The 16,317-nt window shown below is 62.5% G+C and carries 13 protein-coding genes; 11 read left to right on the top strand and 2 right to left on the bottom strand.

Annotated features, from left to right (window positions below; all coding sequences use genetic code 11):
* The first annotated feature begins 203 nt into the window (after positions 1 to 203).
* From FHT29_RS18535 to FHT29_RS18570, 8 genes are all read left to right on the top strand, one after another.
* Complete coding sequence (locus tag FHT29_RS18535; RefSeq protein ID WP_168599991.1) at positions 204 to 1,025, top strand: sulfurtransferase/chromate resistance protein; 822 nt, start codon at positions 204 to 206, stop codon at positions 1,023 to 1,025.
* On the top strand, positions 1,022 to 2,458 hold the full coding sequence (gene chrA / locus FHT29_RS18540; protein WP_168599992.1) for a chromate efflux transporter: 1,437 nt from the start codon (positions 1,022 to 1,024) through the stop codon (positions 2,456 to 2,458). The genes FHT29_RS18535 and chrA overlap by 4 nt, the downstream gene beginning before the upstream one ends.
* Positions 2,459 to 2,550: 92 nt before the next feature.
* Positions 2,551 to 3,399: a TIGR01459 family HAD-type hydrolase gene (locus FHT29_RS18545; RefSeq protein ID WP_168599993.1), complete on the top strand. Its 849-nt coding sequence runs from the start codon at positions 2,551 to 2,553 to the stop codon at positions 3,397 to 3,399.
* Positions 3,400 to 3,414: 15 nt separating this feature from the next.
* Positions 3,415 to 4,398 (top strand): bifunctional riboflavin kinase/FAD synthetase, encoded by a 984-nt coding sequence (locus FHT29_RS18550; RefSeq protein WP_168599994.1) that lies wholly within the window; start codon positions 3,415 to 3,417, stop codon positions 4,396 to 4,398.
* Between the two features lie 134 nt (positions 4,399 to 4,532).
* The gene (locus FHT29_RS18555; protein ID WP_034508488.1) at positions 4,533 to 4,730 is read left to right on the top strand and encodes a DUF3311 domain-containing protein; all 198 of its coding nucleotides are present in this window, start codon (positions 4,533 to 4,535) and stop codon (positions 4,728 to 4,730) included.
* Positions 4,720 to 6,195, top strand: coding sequence for a sodium:solute symporter family protein (locus tag FHT29_RS18560; protein ID WP_092572967.1), 1,476 nt, complete (start codon positions 4,720 to 4,722; stop codon positions 6,193 to 6,195). The genes FHT29_RS18555 and FHT29_RS18560 overlap by 11 nt, the downstream gene beginning before the upstream one ends.
* Positions 6,196 to 6,492: 297 nt before the next feature.
* Positions 6,493 to 9,375 (top strand): isoleucine--tRNA ligase, encoded by a 2,883-nt coding sequence (ileS, locus tag FHT29_RS18565; protein WP_168599995.1) that lies wholly within the window; start codon positions 6,493 to 6,495, stop codon positions 9,373 to 9,375.
* A 135-nt stretch (positions 9,376 to 9,510) separates the two neighbouring features.
* Positions 9,511 to 10,146 carry a hypothetical protein gene (locus tag FHT29_RS18570; protein ID WP_037200826.1) on the top strand — a complete coding sequence of 212 codons (636 nt, stop codon included), beginning with the start codon at positions 9,511 to 9,513 and terminating at the stop codon, positions 10,144 to 10,146.
* Positions 10,147 to 10,261: 115 nt separating this feature from the next.
* Here FHT29_RS18570 and FHT29_RS18575 read toward each other — a convergent pair whose 3' ends face one another.
* On the bottom strand, positions 10,262 to 10,699 hold the full coding sequence (locus tag FHT29_RS18575) for a nucleoside deaminase (RefSeq protein WP_210255497.1): 438 nt from the start codon (positions 10,697 to 10,699) through the stop codon (positions 10,262 to 10,264).
* 93 nt (positions 10,700 to 10,792) lie between these two features.
* On the opposite strand from FHT29_RS18575, the gene FHT29_RS18580 reads away from it, so the two are divergent.
* From FHT29_RS18580 to FHT29_RS18590, 3 genes are read left to right on the top strand one after another with little or no spacing between them, the layout of a single operon-like run.
* Positions 10,793 to 12,856: a pseudouridine synthase gene (locus tag FHT29_RS18580; protein WP_168599997.1), complete on the top strand. Its 2,064-nt coding sequence runs from the start codon at positions 10,793 to 10,795 to the stop codon at positions 12,854 to 12,856.
* Between the two features lie 6 nt (positions 12,857 to 12,862).
* Positions 12,863 to 13,429 carry a 16S rRNA (guanine(966)-N(2))-methyltransferase RsmD gene (gene rsmD / locus FHT29_RS18585; protein WP_047560834.1) on the top strand — a complete coding sequence of 189 codons (567 nt, stop codon included), beginning with the start codon at positions 12,863 to 12,865 and terminating at the stop codon, positions 13,427 to 13,429.
* A gap of 18 nt (positions 13,430 to 13,447) precedes the next feature.
* Positions 13,448 to 14,314: a patatin-like phospholipase family protein gene (locus tag FHT29_RS18590; RefSeq protein WP_037200832.1), complete on the top strand. Its 867-nt coding sequence runs from the start codon at positions 13,448 to 13,450 to the stop codon at positions 14,312 to 14,314.
* A 34-nt stretch (positions 14,315 to 14,348) separates the two neighbouring features.
* On the opposite strand, the gene FHT29_RS18595 is transcribed toward FHT29_RS18590, so the two are convergent.
* Positions 14,349 to 16,169, bottom strand: coding sequence for a monovalent cation:proton antiporter-2 (CPA2) family protein (locus tag FHT29_RS18595; protein WP_047560837.1), 1,821 nt, complete (start codon positions 16,167 to 16,169; stop codon positions 14,349 to 14,351).
* Between the last annotated feature and the right edge of the window lie 148 nt (positions 16,170 to 16,317).

Raw genomic sequence — 16,317 nt, forward strand, 5'->3', positions numbered from 1 at the left:
GCACTCAGCATTGGCGAGTGCTAGCGACGGTGATTTAGGGGTGGCTAGCAAACGAGTCAAGAACGTGCCCGTGAATTTTTTCAAACCGCTCTTCATTGACTTGCTGCCGGTTTTGCCGGAAAATCCTGGGCATGGGGTTTGCGGATACCCCACGAGGCGTCATGCCGGAGTTTCGCGTCCATCTCTTTTGGAAGGGACGTAACATGACTTCGTTCAGCGCCATCACCCCCGAAAAGCTTCTTCGTCTGCTGGGTACGCCGAAAGCGCCCGCGATACTCGACGTTCGCAGCGCCGAGGATTTCGACGCCGATCCCTGTCTGGTGCCGGCCTCGCGCCGCCGGGATTACAAGGATGTTCAGGCTTGGGCCGCCGAATTTCGCAACCGGAATGTCGTTTGCCTCTGTCAGCACGGCGGCAAGCTCAGCGAAGGCGTCGCCGCCTGGCTGCGGCTGGCTGGTGCCGCGGCGGAAATCCTCGATGGCGGTCTCGACGCCTGGCGGGCGGCAGGATTGCCGTTGATCCCGGATTCGATCCTGCCCGATGCCAACGCGTCCGGTGCAACTGTGTGGGTAACCCGCGCCCGGCCGAAGATCGATCGTATCGCATGTCCCTGGCTGATCCGCCGCTTCGTTGATCCCGGCGCTTCGTTTCTCTTCGTGACGGCTCAGGAAGTTGACGGCGTCGCCGAACGCTTCGGCGCGACACCCTTCGATGTGGAGGGGGTATTCTGGAGCCACCGCGAGGAGGAATGCACTTTCGATACCATGGTAAAAGAATTCCAGCTCGACCTCCCGGCACTTCACCATCTTTCCCGCATCATCAGGGGCGCCGATACCAACCGGCTCGATCTTGAACCGCAGGCGGCTGGCTTGCTTGCCGTTTCGCTCGGCCTGTCGCGCATGTTTACTGACGATATCGAACAGTTGGATGCAGGCATGTTGTGTTATGACGCGCTTTATCGCTGGTCGCGAGACGCGACCCAGGAAAAGCATGATTGGGTATCGCATGGAGCAAGAAGATCGTGAGCGAAACCGTTTTGGCTGACGATCTGGCTGCGAGCCCGTCCCTCAGCGAAGCCACACGCGTGTGGGCGCGCATCGGCGCCTTGAGCTTTGGCGGCCCGGCCGGGCAGATCGCCCTCATGCATCGCCTGATCGTCGACGAGGGGCGTTGGGTCGATGAGGAGCGCTTCCTGCACGCCTTGAGCTACTGCATGCTCTTGCCAGGCCCGGAGGCACAGCAGCTTGCGACTTACATCGGCTGGCTTCTGCATGGTTGGCGCGGCGGTTTGATTGCCGGTCTGCTGTTCATCCTGCCGGGCTTTGTCGTCATTCTGGCGCTTTCGGCTTTCTACGCCATTTTCCATGACACCAGCCTGCTTGCCATGATCTTCTTCGGCATCAAGGCGGGCGTGCTGGCGATCGTGTTGCAGGCGCTGATGCGGCTGAGCGGCCGTGCCCTCAAGAGCCGCTTCCATGTGGCGATGGCGATTGCCAGCTTCGTCCTTCTCTTCATCTTCGATCTGCCCTTTCCCATGGTCGTGCTGCTGGCCGGCCTTACCGGATATGGGCGGGTCCTCTATCGAGCCTGGCGTGACGAACAGTGGCGACCACGATTGCCGCGCCTGCCGGCGCCAACCAGCCGCTTCGGATGGCTCGGAGGCGCTCAAGCGAAGGCGTCCGTCCTGACGATCCTGCTTTGGGTATTGATCTGGCAGGCGCCACTGTTGTTGGTGCATGCTCTCCACGGTCCACAGGATGTCGTCTCCGAGGCGCTCAGCGGTGAAACAAGCGTATTCGGCGCCATTTTCTCCTTTTTCTCACGCATGGCGATCGTCACCTTCGGCGGCGCCTATGCTGTTCTGGCTTATGTCGCGCAGACGGCGGTACAGCATTATGCCTGGCTGAAGCCGGGCGAAATGCTGGATGGTCTCGCACTTGCCGAGACGACTCCTGGGCCCCTCGTATTGGTTTTGTGCTTCGTCGGCTTCATGGCGGGATTTCGCAATCCCTTCGGCTTCGATCCTCTGTTTGGCGGCTTTCTCGGAGCGAGCCTCGCGGCCTGGGCGACATTTGCGCCGAGCTTCCTCTTCATCTTCGCCGGTGCGCCTTACATCGAAAAATTGCGCGGCCATGCGGGTCTTTCGGGCGCGCTTGCCGCCATCACGGCGGCCATCGTCGGCGTTATGACCAACCTTTCGGTTTGGTTCGGGCTGCATGTGCTGTTTGCGAATGTCGATCGGCTGGTGCTGTTCAGTCACCCCGTCAGGATTGACGGCGGCGATTTCGCCAATGTACCGATCGCTGGTATCGCGTGGCCGAATTGGGGCACCCTTGATATTTCGGCGCTGTTGCTCTTCGTCCTCGCGGCCGTCCTGGTTTTCCGTCAGCGCGCCGGTGTTGCCACCGTGCTCGGCGTTTCCGCCGTGGCGGGTTCCTTGCTCCGGCTTGCCGCTTGAGCCCTGTGCGGCGCAAAAACCTGCGTATCGCTCTTGTAATTTGCCGGCCGGTTTGCGATGTCAGCCCGTGATTTATTTGACGCGAGGACCGCATGGGCAAACGTATCGGAAGCTTTCGCGAGATCGGCGGACTTTATGATGTTGCGCTCTGCGATGTGTGGGGCGTGCTGCATAACGGCGTCTCCGGTTACAAGGAAGCGTCCATCGCGCTGGAAGCGGCCCGCAGCCAGGGTCTGACCGTCGTGCTCATCACCAATTCCCCGCGCGTCGCTCCGAGGGTGGTCGAGCAGCTGCGCGTGATCGGTGTTCCCGACAGTGCCTATGACCGCATCGTCACATCGGGCGATGTCACCCGCAGCCTGATCGCCGAGGGTCCGAAAAAAGTGTTCCTGCTGGGGCCGGAGCGTGACATCGGCATCCTCGAAGGGCTCGACGTGCAGCGTGTCGAGGCGGGCGAAGCCGAAAGCATCGTCTGCACCGGCTTCTTCGACGACGAGACCGAAACGCCTGACGATTATACCGACATGCTGACGGCCTGGTCTGCCCGCAAGGTGCCGCTCATCTGCGCCAATCCAGACCTCGTGGTCGAGCGCGGCCACCGGATGATCCCGTGCGCCGGCGCCATGGCCGCCTATTACGAGCGGCTCGGCGGGCAGACGCGGATCGCCGGCAAGCCGCATCAGCCGATCTACGAAGCCGCGATTGCGGCAGCCCGCGAGGTGCGAAGCGAATTCCCGCTGTCGCGCGTCGTCGCCATCGGCGACGGCATGCCGACCGACGTGCGCGGCGCGCTCGATTACGGCCTCGATCTTCTTTACATCAGCCATGGCATCCACGCCCGCGAATACGTCGTCGACGGTCACACCGACGAAGCAGCCCTCGGCGCCTTCCTGGCGCGCGAGCAGGCCTTGCCGAAGTGGTGGATGCCGCGCCTTGCTTGACCGGAGTGGCAGACGATGACCGTTTTCCATCGCAACGAGACCCGCGACCCGCTTCCCGACGATCTCAAGGGCGGGGTCATCGCCATCGGCAATTTTGACGGTGTGCATCGCGGTCATCAGTCGGTCCTCGATCGGGCGCTGGAGATCGCCAGGGAGCGGGGTGTTCCAGCTCTGGTGCTGACCTTCGAGCCGCATCCCCGCACCGTGTTCAAGCCGGATCGGCCGGTCTTCCGCCTGACGCCGGCACCGCTGAAGGCGCGCTTGTTGGAAGCCCTCGGCTTCAACGCCGTCATCGAATACCCGTTCGATCGTACCTTTTCGCAGCGCTCGGCGGATGAATTCGTCCATTCGATCCTCATCGACTGGCTGCACGCCTCGGAAGTCGTCACCGGCTTCGATTTCCATTTCGGCCACGACCGTCAGGGCGGCCCCGCCTTCCTGATGAACGCCGGCAGCCACAATGGTTTCGGCGTGACGCTTATCGACGCCTTTCGCGACGAGAATACCGAGGTCATCTCCTCGAGCCGCATCCGCACGCTGTTGGCCGAGGGAGACGTGGGCCAGGTCGCCTGCATGCTCGGATACCGCTATACCGTCGAAGCGCCTGTCATCGGCGGCGAGAAGCTCGGTCGCACGCTCGGTTTCCCCACAGCCAATATGCAGCTTCCGCCGGAAATATCGCTGAAGGCCGGTATCTACGCCGTGCGGTTCCGTGCAGCGGACGGCGTCATCCGCGACGCGGTTGCGAGCTACGGCCGCCGTCCGACGGTCACCGACAACGGCGCGCCGCTGCTCGAGACCTATGTCTTCGATTTCAGCGGCGACCTCTACGGCCAGATCTGTTCGGTTTCCTTCTTCGGCTATCTCCGCCCCGAACTGAAGTTCGACGGCCTGGATGCGCTAGTCGCGCAGATCAGGAAGGACGAGGACGAGGCGAGGGCGCTGCTCGCCGGCGTCCGACCGCTTGGCGAAATCGATCGTTGCATCGCCTTTTCCTGATATCATGCAAGGGGTTGGCTGGGCGAAGCGTGCCGCACCGCAGCATTTTTTTGCCTTGAGCCAACCTTCATATGCGTTAATCCTTATCGGCGATGAGGCGTGAGTCGGTGCGCCAGTCTCCGAAAGGTATTCGAATGGATAAACGCTTTGGAACGGCGGCCTGCTGGCTGCTCGTCATTCCCTATATCGGCTTGCTCTGGGTCCCCTTCTACAACAGCCATGATCCGGTCTTGCTCGGTTTCCCCTTCTTCTATTGGTATCAGCTGGCCTGGGTGCCGATCACCGCTGTCCTGACGTGGATCGCCTATCGGAGCATGCGCCATGACGACTGAGATCGATCCGACCGCACTCGCCGTCTTCATCTTCTTCTTGGCGCTCGTGACCGTCATGGGCTTTGTCGCCGCGCGCTGGCGCCGGCCGAAGACCCTTGCCCATATTGACGAATGGGGCCTTGGCGGCCGCACCTTCGGCACGTGGATTACCTGGTTTCTCGTCGGCGGCGACTTCTACACGGCCTATACCGTGATCGCCGTCCCGGCCCTGGTCTACACGGTCGGCGCCTACGGGTTTTTCGCGCTGCCCTATACCATCGTCGTCTATCCTTTCGTCTTCATGGTGATGCCGCTTCTCTGGAGGCGGGCAAAGGATCACGGCTACGTCACTGCGGGCGATGTCGTGCACGGCCAATACGGCTCGCGGGCGCTCGAATTGGCGGTCGCGCTCACCGGCGTCATCGCCACCATGCCCTATATCGCCTTGCAGCTCGTCGGCATGACGGCAGTGTTCAAGGCCCTCGGGCTTCACGGCGAACTGCCGCTCGCCGTCGCCTTCATCATCCTGGCGCTCTACACCTATTCGGCTGGTCTTCGCGCGCCGGCGCTGATCGCCTTCGTCAAGGACATCATGATCTACATCGTTGTCATTGCCGCCATCGCGCTCATTCCGGCGAAACTCGGCGGTTACGCCAATGTCTTTGCCGCCGCGGATGCGGACTTCCAGGCCAAGGGGGCAGGCAGCCTGCTGCTCGGCGGCAACCAGTATGTCGCCTATGCGACGCTGGCGCTCGGCTCGGCGCTCGCGGCCTTCATGTATCCGCACACGCTGACCGGCATCTTCGCTTCCAACAGCGGCAATACCATCCGCAAGAATGCGGTGTTGCTGCCGGCCTATACGCTGCTGCTCGGCCTGTTGGCCCTGCTCGGCTATATGGGCCACGCGGCACATCTGAAGCTGGATAGCCCCAATGATGTCGTTCCGGCGCTGTTCCAGTCGCTGTTCTCGAGCTGGTTTGCCGGCTTTGCCTTTGCGGCCATCGCCATCGGTGCGCTGGTTCCCGCCGCCGTGATGAGCATTGGTGCCGCCAACCTCTTCACCCGCAACTTCTGGAAGGCCTATGTCGATCCGCAGGTTTCCGATGCCGGCGAGGCAAAGGTCGCCAAGATGACCTCGCTCGTCGTCAAGGTCGGTGCGCTTCTCGTCATCATTTTCCTGCCGACGCAATTCGCGCTCGATCTGCAGCTCTTGGGCGGCATCTGGATATTGCAGACGCTGCCGGCCCTGGTCTTCGGCCTCTATACCAAGTGGTTCCGGGCGCCGGCTCTGCTTGCCGGCTGGTTCGTCGGCTTCTTCGGCGGCACCTACCTCGTGTGGGATGCCGGCTGGAAGCCGCTGCACATAGTCACGCTCGGAGACGCAAGCTTCACCGTCTATACGGGGCTGCTGGCGCTGGCAGCAAACATCGTTGTGTCGGTGATCCTCAATGCGGTCATGCCGGCGCGGGCGACGGCACACGCCTGATCGAAGCAATATCCTATCGGCCGCGGGCGGAAACGTCCGCGGCCTTTCTGTGCGTTGCCGGCACTGTTTCCTCTTCCTTTCCTTGGAAAAAACGCCTATGAACCGGCGATCATGACCCAATTTCGGCTGAGCCTATCGATACGAATTATTGGCCCGGCCTTCCGCGCGCTTTAAGCTGCCGGGAGGTCCGGGTTCTTGGCGCCCGTTCCCGAGGCGCTTTCCGCCGCCGAAAAATCCCCATATGGCTGCGCCTGTTTGGCGCAAGACGCCCGAGACACCGAGGCAATTGTCAGAACTATGACCGATACCGCTGAAAAGATGGATTATTCCAAGACCCTTTACCTGCCGGAAACCGATTTCCCGATGCGCGCTGGACTGCCGCAGAAGGAGCCGGAGCTGGTAAGCCGCTGGCAGGACATGGATCTCTACAAAAAGCTGCGCGCCTCCGCCGCCGGCCGCGACAAGTTCGTGCTGCATGACGGTCCGCCCTACGCCAATGGCCACATCCATATCGGCCATGCCCTCAACAAGATCCTGAAGGATGTCATCACCCGCTCGTTCCAGATGCGCGGCTATGACAGCAACTACGTTCCCGGCTGGGACTGCCACGGCCTGCCGATCGAGTGGAAGATCGAGGAAAAATACCGCGAGAAGGGCAAGAACAAGGACGAGGTTCCGGTGAACGAGTTTCGCCAGGAATGCCGTGATTTTGCCGCCGGCTGGATCAAGATCCAGGCCGAGGAGTTCAAGCGCCTCGGCATCGTTGGCGATTTCGATAATCCTTATCTGACCATGAATTTCCATGCGGAATCCCGTATCGCCGGTGAGCTCTTGAAGATCGCCCGCAGCGGGCAGCTTTATCGTGGCTCCAAGCCGATCATGTGGTCGGTGGTCGAGCGCACGGCGCTGGCGGAAGCCGAAGTCGAATATGCGGATGTCGAGAGTGATACGATCTGGGTGAAGTTCCCGGTCGTTGAAGGCCCGGCCGAGCTTGCCGGGACCTTTGTCGTCATCTGGACGACGACGCCCTGGACGATCCCCGGCAACCGTGCGATCGCCTATTCCCAGCGCGTTTCCTATGGTCTCTACGAAGTGACGGAAGCCGCCAATGATTTTGGTCCGCGCCCTGGCGAGAAGCTGGTCTTTGCCGACAAGCTTGCCGAGGAATCCTTCGCCAAGGCAAAGCTACAATACAAGCGCCTGAACGATGTCACCGCAGACGATCTGGCAGCGCTCACCTGCGCGCATCCGCTGGCTTCGCTCGGCTACGGCTTCAAGGTGCCGTTGCTGGACGGCGATCACGTGACCGACGATGCGGGCACCGGCTTCGTGCATACCGCACCCAGCCACGGCCGCGAGGACTTCGACGCGTGGACGGGACATGCGCGTGCGCTCGAAGCGCGCGGCATCTCGTCCACCATCCCGTTCCCCGTCGATGACGCCGGCTTCTATACTGCGGATGCCCCCGGCTTCGAAGGCGGCCGCGTCATGGACGACAACGGCAAGAAGGGCAATGCCAACGATCTCGTTATCAAGGCATTGATCGAGACGAACACGCTCTTCGCGCGCGGACGGCTGAAGCATTCCTATCCGCATTCCTGGCGCTCGAAGAAGCCGGTGATCTTCCGCAACACACCGCAATGGTTCGTCTACATGGACAAGGACTTCGCGGACGGCTCCACGCTGCGTTCGCGCGCGCTGAAGGCGATCGACGATACCCGCTTCGTGCCTGCTGCCGGCCAGAACCGTCTGCGCGCCATGATCGAGCAGCGCCCGGACTGGGTTCTGTCGCGTCAGCGCGCCTGGGGCGTACCGATCTGCATCTTCGTCGACGAGCAGGGCAACATCCTGCAGGATGACGGCGTGAATGCCCGCATCCTCGAAGCCTTCGAAGGCGAGGGGGCTGACGCCTGGTTCGCAGACGGCGCCCGCGAGCGCTTCCTCGGCGAGAAGGCCAACGAGCCCTGGACGCAGGTCATGGATATCCTCGATGTCTGGTTCGACTCGGGCTCGACCCATACGTTCACGCTGGAAGATCGTCCGGACCTCAAGTGGCCGGCGGACGTCTACCTCGAAGGCTCGGACCAGCATCGCGGCTGGTTCCATTCGTCGCTGCTCGAAAGTGCCGCGACGCGTGGCCGCGCGCCTTATGACACGGTGGTCACGCATGGCTTCACCATGGACGAGCAGGGCCGCAAGCAGTCGAAGTCGCTCGGCAACGTCGTCGCCCCGCAGGATGTGATGAAGGACGCGGGCGCCGATATCCTGCGCCTCTGGGTCATGACAACGGACTATTGGGAGGATCAGCGTCTCGGCAAGGCCATCATCCAGACCAATGTTGATGCCTATCGCAAGCTGCGCAACACCATCCGCTGGATGCTCGGCACCCTGGCGCACGACACGGGCGAGGCGATCGCTTACGCCGACATGCCGGAGCTGGAGCGGCTGATGCTGCATCGCCTCGCCGAGCTCGACGAGCTGGTGCGCGAAAGCTACGACGCCTTCGACTTCAAGCGCATTGCCCGCGCCCTCATCGATTTCGCGAATGTCGAGCTCTCGGCCTTCTACTTCGATGTTCGCAAGGATGCGCTCTATTGCGACGCGCCGTCGAGCCTGCGCCGCCGCGCGTCGCTCGCCGTCATCCGCACGACCTTCGATTGCATGGTGACGTGGCTGGCGCCGATGCTGCCGTTCACGACGGAAGAGGCGTGGTTGTCGCGCAATCCGTCGGCGGTATCAGTCCATCTCGAACAGTTCGTCGCCGTACCAGTCGAATGGAAGAACGAGGCCCTGGCCGAGAAGTGGAAGAAGATCCGTGCCGTGCGCAGCGTCGTCACCGGCGCGCTGGAAATCGAGCGCAAGGACAAGCGTATCGGCTCATCGCTGGAAGCTGCCCCGATCGTCTATGTCGCCGATCCGGAGCTGCTGAAGGTGCTTGAAGGACAGGATTTCTCGGAAATCTGCATCACTTCGGGCATCACGATCGAGAGTGGTGAAGGCCCGGCGGATGCTTTCCGTCTCGATGATGCCGCCAAGGTCAGCGTCGTGCCGAAGCTTGCCGAAGGCCGCAAATGCGCGCGCTCCTGGCGCATCACCACCGATGTCGGCTCCGATCCGCAATACCCGGATGTCTCGGCGCGTGACGCCGCGGCCCTGCGCGAATTGATGGCTGTCAACTGAAGAAAATTGCCGGGTGAATTGCCTTTGCGGCGTTCATCCGGTAAAAGCTGCCTGAAAATGGCCTGATTTTTACGGCAGTTGCCGTTGAATGGGGTTCTGCTACATTTTGTTCCGGCATGGCTGGGAAGGGTTTTCATGAGAGCGATGCATAGCGTTCGTGTCGGCGTCAGCTTGGCGGCACTTGTGATTGGCTGCGGCGTGATGTCTGGCTGCCTCAGCAGCCCGACTTACGGCACCGACAAGACGGCAGGTGTGCAGCTTCTGGACGATCTTGGCGATATCGCTTCCATTTCGGCCGCGACGCCGAAGGACAAGGGCGTGAAATATCCGAACCGCCCCGGTCTGGTCGTTCCTCCCGACAAGGACAAGGCCAACCTGACTCAGCCGCAGCAGTCGCTGGCAAGCAAGGACAATCCGGCCTGGCTGGAATCGCCTGAAGACGCACGCAAGCGTCTTGCCGATGAAGCAGACCAGAAAAAGAACGACGTCAATTATCGTTCGCCGCTGGCTCAGGCCGACAGTACCAAAAACCGCATGACCGAAGCACAGCAGACGGCGGCCTATCGCGCCGCGCGTCAGGATCAGGCCGGCACCTATATCGACCAGCGCCGCTACCTGATCGACCCGCCGCAGCAATATCGTCAGGTTTCCGATCCGACTGCCCTCAACGATGTCGGTACGCCCGAGTCGAAGAAGGAAAAGCAGCGCAAGAAGGACGCCGAAGCCGCACAGCAGACCAACAACAGCAGTTGGTGGAAGCCCTTCCAATAAGCAGTTCACAGGGCGGCCGTCCTGCATAATTCTCTAAATCGGAATCGATTTAATGGAAAATTATGCAGTATTTTAAAGTGTTGCAGCGCCGCGCGGCGCTGTAAGCCGCCGCTTTTCAGCCTTCGGAGCGTTTCGGTTGAAAGAAGCCTCTGAGGATCTCGGCAGATATTGTTTCCCCGATACCGGAGTAGACTTCCGGCGCGTGATGGCAGGTCGGCTGATGGTAAAAGCGTACGCCATTGTCGACGCCGCCTCCCTTCTGATCCTCGGCGCCGTAATAGAGGCGGCGGATGCGCGCAAACGAAATCGCAGCGGCGCACATGGTGCAAGGCTCCAACGTGACGTACAGATCGGCGCCTGCAAGACGCTCTTGCCCCAGGTCCTCGCAGGCCAGGCGGATGGCGACGATTTCAGCATGTGCGGTGACGTCGTTGAGCTCGCGGGTACGATTGCCGGCCTTGGCGACAACCCGGTTGTCAAGCACGAGGACAGCGCCGATCGGCACTTCGCCACGTTCGCCGGCGCTGCGCGCTTCGGCCAGCGCAAGCTCCATGAATTGATTTGTAGCCGCCATTCAAGATTTTCCACTTAACCGCAAGGGCGCGACCTGATAGGAACACGCCTTAAAAATTCAGGCAAACAACAAATGACAATGAATGACAAGCCCAAGCGGCCTGGGTCTAAACCCTTTGCTGGCGACAAGCAGACGATAAAACGCGATGGCGCGAAGCCGATAAAGGCCGCGGTAGCCCGCGCTACGGATGAGACAGTAGCCGGAGACGGAAAGGCGGAACGCATTTCCAAGGTGATGGCGCGCGCCGGCGTGGCCTCGCGCCGCGACATCGAGCGCATGATCATGGACGGCCGCGTCAGGCTGAACGGCGTGCTGCTGGATACGCCGGTCGTCAACGTGACCCTCACGGACAAGATCGAAGTGGACGGCATGCCGATCCGCGGCATCGAGCGCACGCGCATGTGGCTCTACCATAAGCCGGCCGGACTGGTGACCACCAATGCCGATCCGGAAGGGCGCCCGACCGTCTTCGACAACCTGCCCGAAGAACTGCCACGCGTCATGTCGATCGGCCGTCTCGACATCAACACCGAAGGCCTGCTGCTGTTGACCAACGACGGCGGGCTTGCCCGCGTGCTGGAACTGCCGACCACCGGCTGGCTGCGTCGCTACCGCGTGCGCGCCCATGGTGAGATCGATCAGGACGCGCTCGACAAGCTGAAGGAAGGCATTGCCGTCGACGGCGTGCTCTACGGCTCGATCGAGGCGACGCTCGACCGCACGCAAGGATCCAACGTCTGGATCACCATGGGCCTGCGCGAAGGCAAGAACCGCGAAATCAAGAACGTGCTCGGCGCGCTCGGCCTCGAGGTCAACCGTCTGATCCGCATTTCCTACGGCCCGTTCCAGCTTGGCGATCTGCCGGAGGGTCGCGTATTGGAAGTGCGCGGCCGCACGCTGCGCGATCAGCTCGGCCCGCGTCTGGTCGAAGACGCCAAGGCGAATTTCGATGCGCCGCTCTACAATGCCCCAGCGGTTGCCGGCGAGGACGAGGCCGAGGCTAAGCCGGCAGCACACGCCGCAAAGGAAGAGCGCCCGAGGCGTGACCGCGAGCGTCCCGAGGACAAGCGCGAGCGCGCCTTGAGCCGCCTCGACACTAAGCGCGACGATCGTCGCGACGAGGGACGCCGCGAAGGCGGCCGCAAGGAGGATGACCGCCCGAAGCGCCAGCCGCTCGGGTCGCGCCGCAGCGCCAATGTCTGGATGGCGCCCGGTGCCCGTCCGCTCGGCGAAAAGGCTGCCGCGAAAGCTGCCAAGAATACCAGAACCGCCGCCAAGCGCGGCGAACCCGAGCGTCCGCAACGCAGCGGTTTCGACCGTCCGGACGAAGGCCCCCGCGTTCGTGTCAATCGCGTCGACGAGGCGGATGGTGAATGGATCCGTTCGAGCGAGGAAGCACCGCGCAAGTCGCGCGGCGATGACGAAGGCTCCGATCGCAAGCGCTCAGATCGCCCCCGTGGCGACCGTCCTTTCGGCGATAAGCCCCGTGGTGACCGTCCCTTTGGCGACAAGCCCCGTGGCGAGCGGACGTTCAGCGATCGTCCCCGCGGCGAACGTGGCTCGCGGCCGGAGGGTAGTGACCGTCCCCGCGCGAAATCTTTCCAGGGCGAAGCCCGCTCCGAGCGTCCCCGTAGTGAGCGCCCGGTCGGGGATCGCCCGCCGCGTGGCGACCGTCCCTTTGGCGATAAGCCGCGCGGTGCTCGCCCTTATGGTGACAAGCCCCGTGGCGATAGGCCATTCAGCGACCGTCCCCGTGACGACCGCCGGCCCCGCGCCGAGGGCGAGGAACGTCCGCGCGCAAGATCGTTCGATGGCGAGCAGCGTTCCGAACGTCCTCGCGGCGATCGCCCATTTGGGGATCGTCCGCCGCGTGGCGACCGACCCGCTGGTGATCGCCCGCAGGGCGAACGTTCTTTCGGTGACCGGCCGGCCGGCAAGCCCTTCGGCAAAAAGCCGGGCGGCGGCAAATCCTTCGGCGGCAAGCCGGCTGGAAAGCCTGGCGGTTCGCGCGGTTTCTCAGGCAAGCCCGGCGGCGCGGGCCGTCCGTCCGGTGGCCCAAGTCGCAGCGGCCCAAGTCGCAGCGGCCCGAGCCGTGGCGGCCCTGGTAGGGGCGGCCCCAAGGGCGGAAAGGGTTGACGCGCGGTGAGGATCGTCGGCGGTGAGTTTCGCGGTCGCTCTCTTGCAACGCCGAAGTCGAACGATATTCGTCCGACGGCGGATCGCACGCGCGAGAGCCTGTTCAATATTCTGAGCCACGCCTATCCCGAAGCCATCGACGGCACGCGGATGATGGATATTTTCGCCGGCACCGGCGCAGTCGGGCTGGAAGCGGCATCCCGTGGCTGCCGCCATGTGCTTTTCGTCGAAAGCAGTGTCGAGGGCCGTGGTTTGCTCTGGGAAAATATCGATGCGCTTGGCCTGCACGGCCGCACGCGCATGCTGAGGCGCGATGCGACGGATCTCGGCAGCGTCGGTAACCTCGAACCTTTCGATCTTCTCTTCGCCGATCCACCCTATGGCAAGGGGATGGGCGAGAAGGCCTTTGCGGCCGCCGCAGCTGGCGGCTGGCTCGTGCCGGGCGCCCTGGCTATCCTCGAAGAGCGGGCAGACGTGACGATTGCCGTCCCGTCGGATTTCCTGTTTCTGGAGGAGCGGACCTTCGGCGACAGCAAGATGCATTTCTTCCGTTATCAGCCACAGGCGGCCTGACGGCGGAAGGAGAGAAAGATGGGCGACTACGCTGATTTCGTCGGCAGCGACTATACGCTTGCTGTCTCCAGCACGCCGAGCGTGGCGGTTGCCTTCGGCTGTGGCGGCGCGCGGGGTCTCGCCCACATCCATATCATCGAGGCGCTGGACGAACTCGGCATTCGCCCCGTTGCGATCGCCGGGGCTTCCATCGGCTCGATCATGGGCGCTGCCATGGCGGTCGGCATGAGCGGCGCCGAAATCCGCGATCATACCCTTGCAACGGTCGGCAATCGCCCCGCCGTGCTCAACAAGATCTGGAGTTTGCGGCCGGTAAACATGCGCAGCATCCGCTTCGGTCAGTTCAATCTGGAACGCATCCTGCGCACTTTCCTGCCGACGACCTTTCCTGAGAATTTTGCGGATTTGCACATACCGCTGAAAGTGGTGACGACGGATTATTACGAGCAGGCCGAGGTGGTGATCGAAAAGGGCGAACTTTTTCCGGTGCTCGCCGCATCCGCTGCTATCCCTGCCGTTTTCATGCCGGTCAAACTCGGCGAACGGGTGATGATCGACGGCGGCATCATGAACCCCGTTCCCTATGAGCATCTGGCCGGGCTTGCCGATATCATCATCGGCATCGACGTCGTCGGCGGCCCGGAAGGCAATGGCAGGCATATTCCGAACCGCATCGAAAGCCTGTTCGGTGCCGGCCAGCTGACCATGCAGTCCAACATCGCCTTGAAACTGCGCCTGCAGGCACCGCAAATCTTCCTGCGGCCGGCTGTCGGCCGCACCGGTGTGCTTGACTTCCTGAAGGCGCGCGAGATTCTCGCGATGTCAGCCGGCGTCAAGGACGAGCTGAAATTCGCCCTCGACCGGGTGATAACAGCGAAGAATTAGGCGCTATTCCGAACCAACATCCTGTCAAAAGATACTAAGCCCGCTCCGGCTCCTCCTGCGGCAGCGCCACGAGATCGTCAGCGTCGCTATACGCTTCGGCCGCGCGCTTCGGCTTGACCAGCGGTTCCGGCTTGACAGGACGTGAATAGAGCATGTCGGTACCCGCCTGCAGCCCCTCGCTCACCTGCAGCACGAGCCGTTGCTCGTCGCGCTTGCGGATATCCTCGCCGATCTCATAGGCCTCGGCTTCGCTGACGCCGAGGGCCTCCAGCGTGCGGCGGCCGAAGAGCAGACCGGATTCCAACGTCTCGCGCAGCTCGTAATCCACGCCCTTGTGACGCAGTTCGATCGAATGAATGCGGTCATAGGAGCGAACGAAGAGGCTCGCATGCGGATAGTCCGTCTGGACGAGCTCGACGATCTTGTCGGTAACCTCGCGCAGATGCGTGCTGACGACGACGATCTTGGCGCGATCGATGCCGGCGGAGCGCAGCACCTCCTTGCGGGTGCCGTCGCCGAAATAGATGCGGAAACCGAAGCTCGACGCCTGGCGGATACGATCGGCGGAAAAGTCGATGACGGTGACGTCCCGGCCGCTGGCGAGCAGGATCTGCGCGGCGATCTGGCCGAAACGCGAAAAACCGATCATCAGCACATCGGAACCGGCGCCCTCGAAATCCTCGTCCAGTTCCTCCTGCGTGTCCGCCGTTATCAGGCGTTTCGAAAGCGCCGCGCTGAGCGGCGTCAGTGCCATGGACAAGGTGACGATGGCGATCAGCATCGATGCGGTGCTGGCCGAGAAGAGGCCGCCGCTGGCGCTGGCCGCGCTGAACAGCACGAAGCCGAATTCGCCGCCTTGCGGCAGCAGACCGGCGATGCGGACGGCGTCGTTATGCGGCGAGCCGGCCACACGGCAGAGCGCGTAAATCACGATTGCCTTGACGATCATGACGACGGGAACGGCAAGCAGGATCAGCACCCAGTTGTCGACGATCACGTCGAGTTTCAGCGACAGGCCCACGGCGATGAAGAAAATGGCGAGCAACACGCCGCGGAAGGGCTCGATATCCGCCTCCAGCTCGTGACGGTAGGAGGATTCGGCCAGCATCACGCCGGAGAGAAAAGCGCCCATTGCCATCGAGAGGCCGGCAAGCTGCATCAAGGTCGCCGATCCCATGACCACCAGGAGGGCAGCGGCAATCATCGCCTCGCGCGCGCCGGTGCGGGCGATCACCTGGAACAGCGGCGTCAGCAGATAGCGACCGGCGATGATCATCGCCGCCACCGCGCCGACGGCGACCGCCAGGTCAGGCAGGGGATTGGTGGCCTCCTTCGACCCGTCGAGAACGGTGACGAGCGCAAGAAGCGGCACGATCGCCAGATCCTGCAGCAGCAGCATGGAGAAGGAGCGCTGGCCGTACTTCGTATTGACGTCGCCCTGCTGTTCCAGGATCTGCATCGCGAAGGCGGTAGAGGAGAGGGCGAGGCCGAAGCCGATGATGATGCTGCCCTGCCAGCCGGCAATATTGGCGAGATAGGCGGCGAGCGTCAGCGCCAGTCCGCTGAGGATCACCTGCGCGGAGCCGAGACCGAAAATATCGCGCCGCATCTGCCAAAGCCGAGACGGCTTCAGTTCGAGGCCGATGATGAACAACAGGAAGACGACACCCAGCTCCGCGACGGCGAGCACGGCTTCGCTGTCGCCAATGCCGTGCAGGATCGGGCCGATCACCACGCCGGCTGCCAGATAGCCAAGCACTGTGCCCAGCCCCAGTTTCTTGAAAATCGGCGCCGTGACGACGGCGCCTCCGAGCAGCATCAGGGTTTCGGTGAAAAGGCTATTGGGGGCGGACATCGTCTGTTTCTTTCCGTAGGGCAGGCGGTGTTGCAACACATGACTACGATAAACAGCCATGCGTGAAGAGATTAGAACAAGAATCGGCTCGGCCGCCCTTGATGCTTTATGTAGTGCACAATAAATGGAACGCGAATGAAAGGCCAAA

Origin of the sequence: Rhizobium sp. SG741 (assembly GCF_012275435.1) — a bacterium.
GTDB classification, from domain to species: domain Bacteria; phylum Pseudomonadota; class Alphaproteobacteria; order Rhizobiales; family Rhizobiaceae; genus Rhizobium; species Rhizobium lusitanum.

What these genes read in the sequence shown, in the direction of transcription:
- FHT29_RS18535 (WP_168599991.1), top strand. Translation starts at nt 204, where the DNA reads ATGACTTCGTTCAGCGCCATCACCCCCGAAAAGCTTCTTCGTCTGCTG.
- FHT29_RS18545 (WP_168599993.1), top strand. Translation starts at nt 2,551, where the DNA reads ATGGGCAAACGTATCGGAAGCTTTCGCGAGATCGGCGGACTTTATGAT.
- FHT29_RS18550 (WP_168599994.1), top strand. Translation starts at nt 3,415, where the DNA reads ATGACCGTTTTCCATCGCAACGAGACCCGCGACCCGCTTCCCGACGAT.
- FHT29_RS18555 (WP_034508488.1), top strand. Translation starts at nt 4,533, where the DNA reads ATGGATAAACGCTTTGGAACGGCGGCCTGCTGGCTGCTCGTCATTCCC.
- FHT29_RS18560 (WP_092572967.1), top strand. Translation starts at nt 4,720, where the DNA reads ATGACGACTGAGATCGATCCGACCGCACTCGCCGTCTTCATCTTCTTC.
- ileS (WP_168599995.1), top strand. Translation starts at nt 6,493, where the DNA reads ATGACCGATACCGCTGAAAAGATGGATTATTCCAAGACCCTTTACCTG.
- FHT29_RS18570 (WP_037200826.1), top strand. Translation starts at nt 9,511, where the DNA reads ATGAGAGCGATGCATAGCGTTCGTGTCGGCGTCAGCTTGGCGGCACTT.
- FHT29_RS18575 (WP_210255497.1), bottom strand. Translation starts at nt 10,699, where the DNA reads ATGGAGCTTGCGCTGGCCGAAGCGCGCAGCGCCGGCGAACGTGGCGAA.
- FHT29_RS18580 (WP_168599997.1), top strand. Translation starts at nt 10,793, where the DNA reads ATGACAATGAATGACAAGCCCAAGCGGCCTGGGTCTAAACCCTTTGCT.
- FHT29_RS18590 (WP_037200832.1), top strand. Translation starts at nt 13,448, where the DNA reads ATGGGCGACTACGCTGATTTCGTCGGCAGCGACTATACGCTTGCTGTC.
- FHT29_RS18595 (WP_047560837.1), bottom strand. Translation starts at nt 16,169, where the DNA reads ATGTCCGCCCCCAATAGCCTTTTCACCGAAACCCTGATGCTGCTCGGA.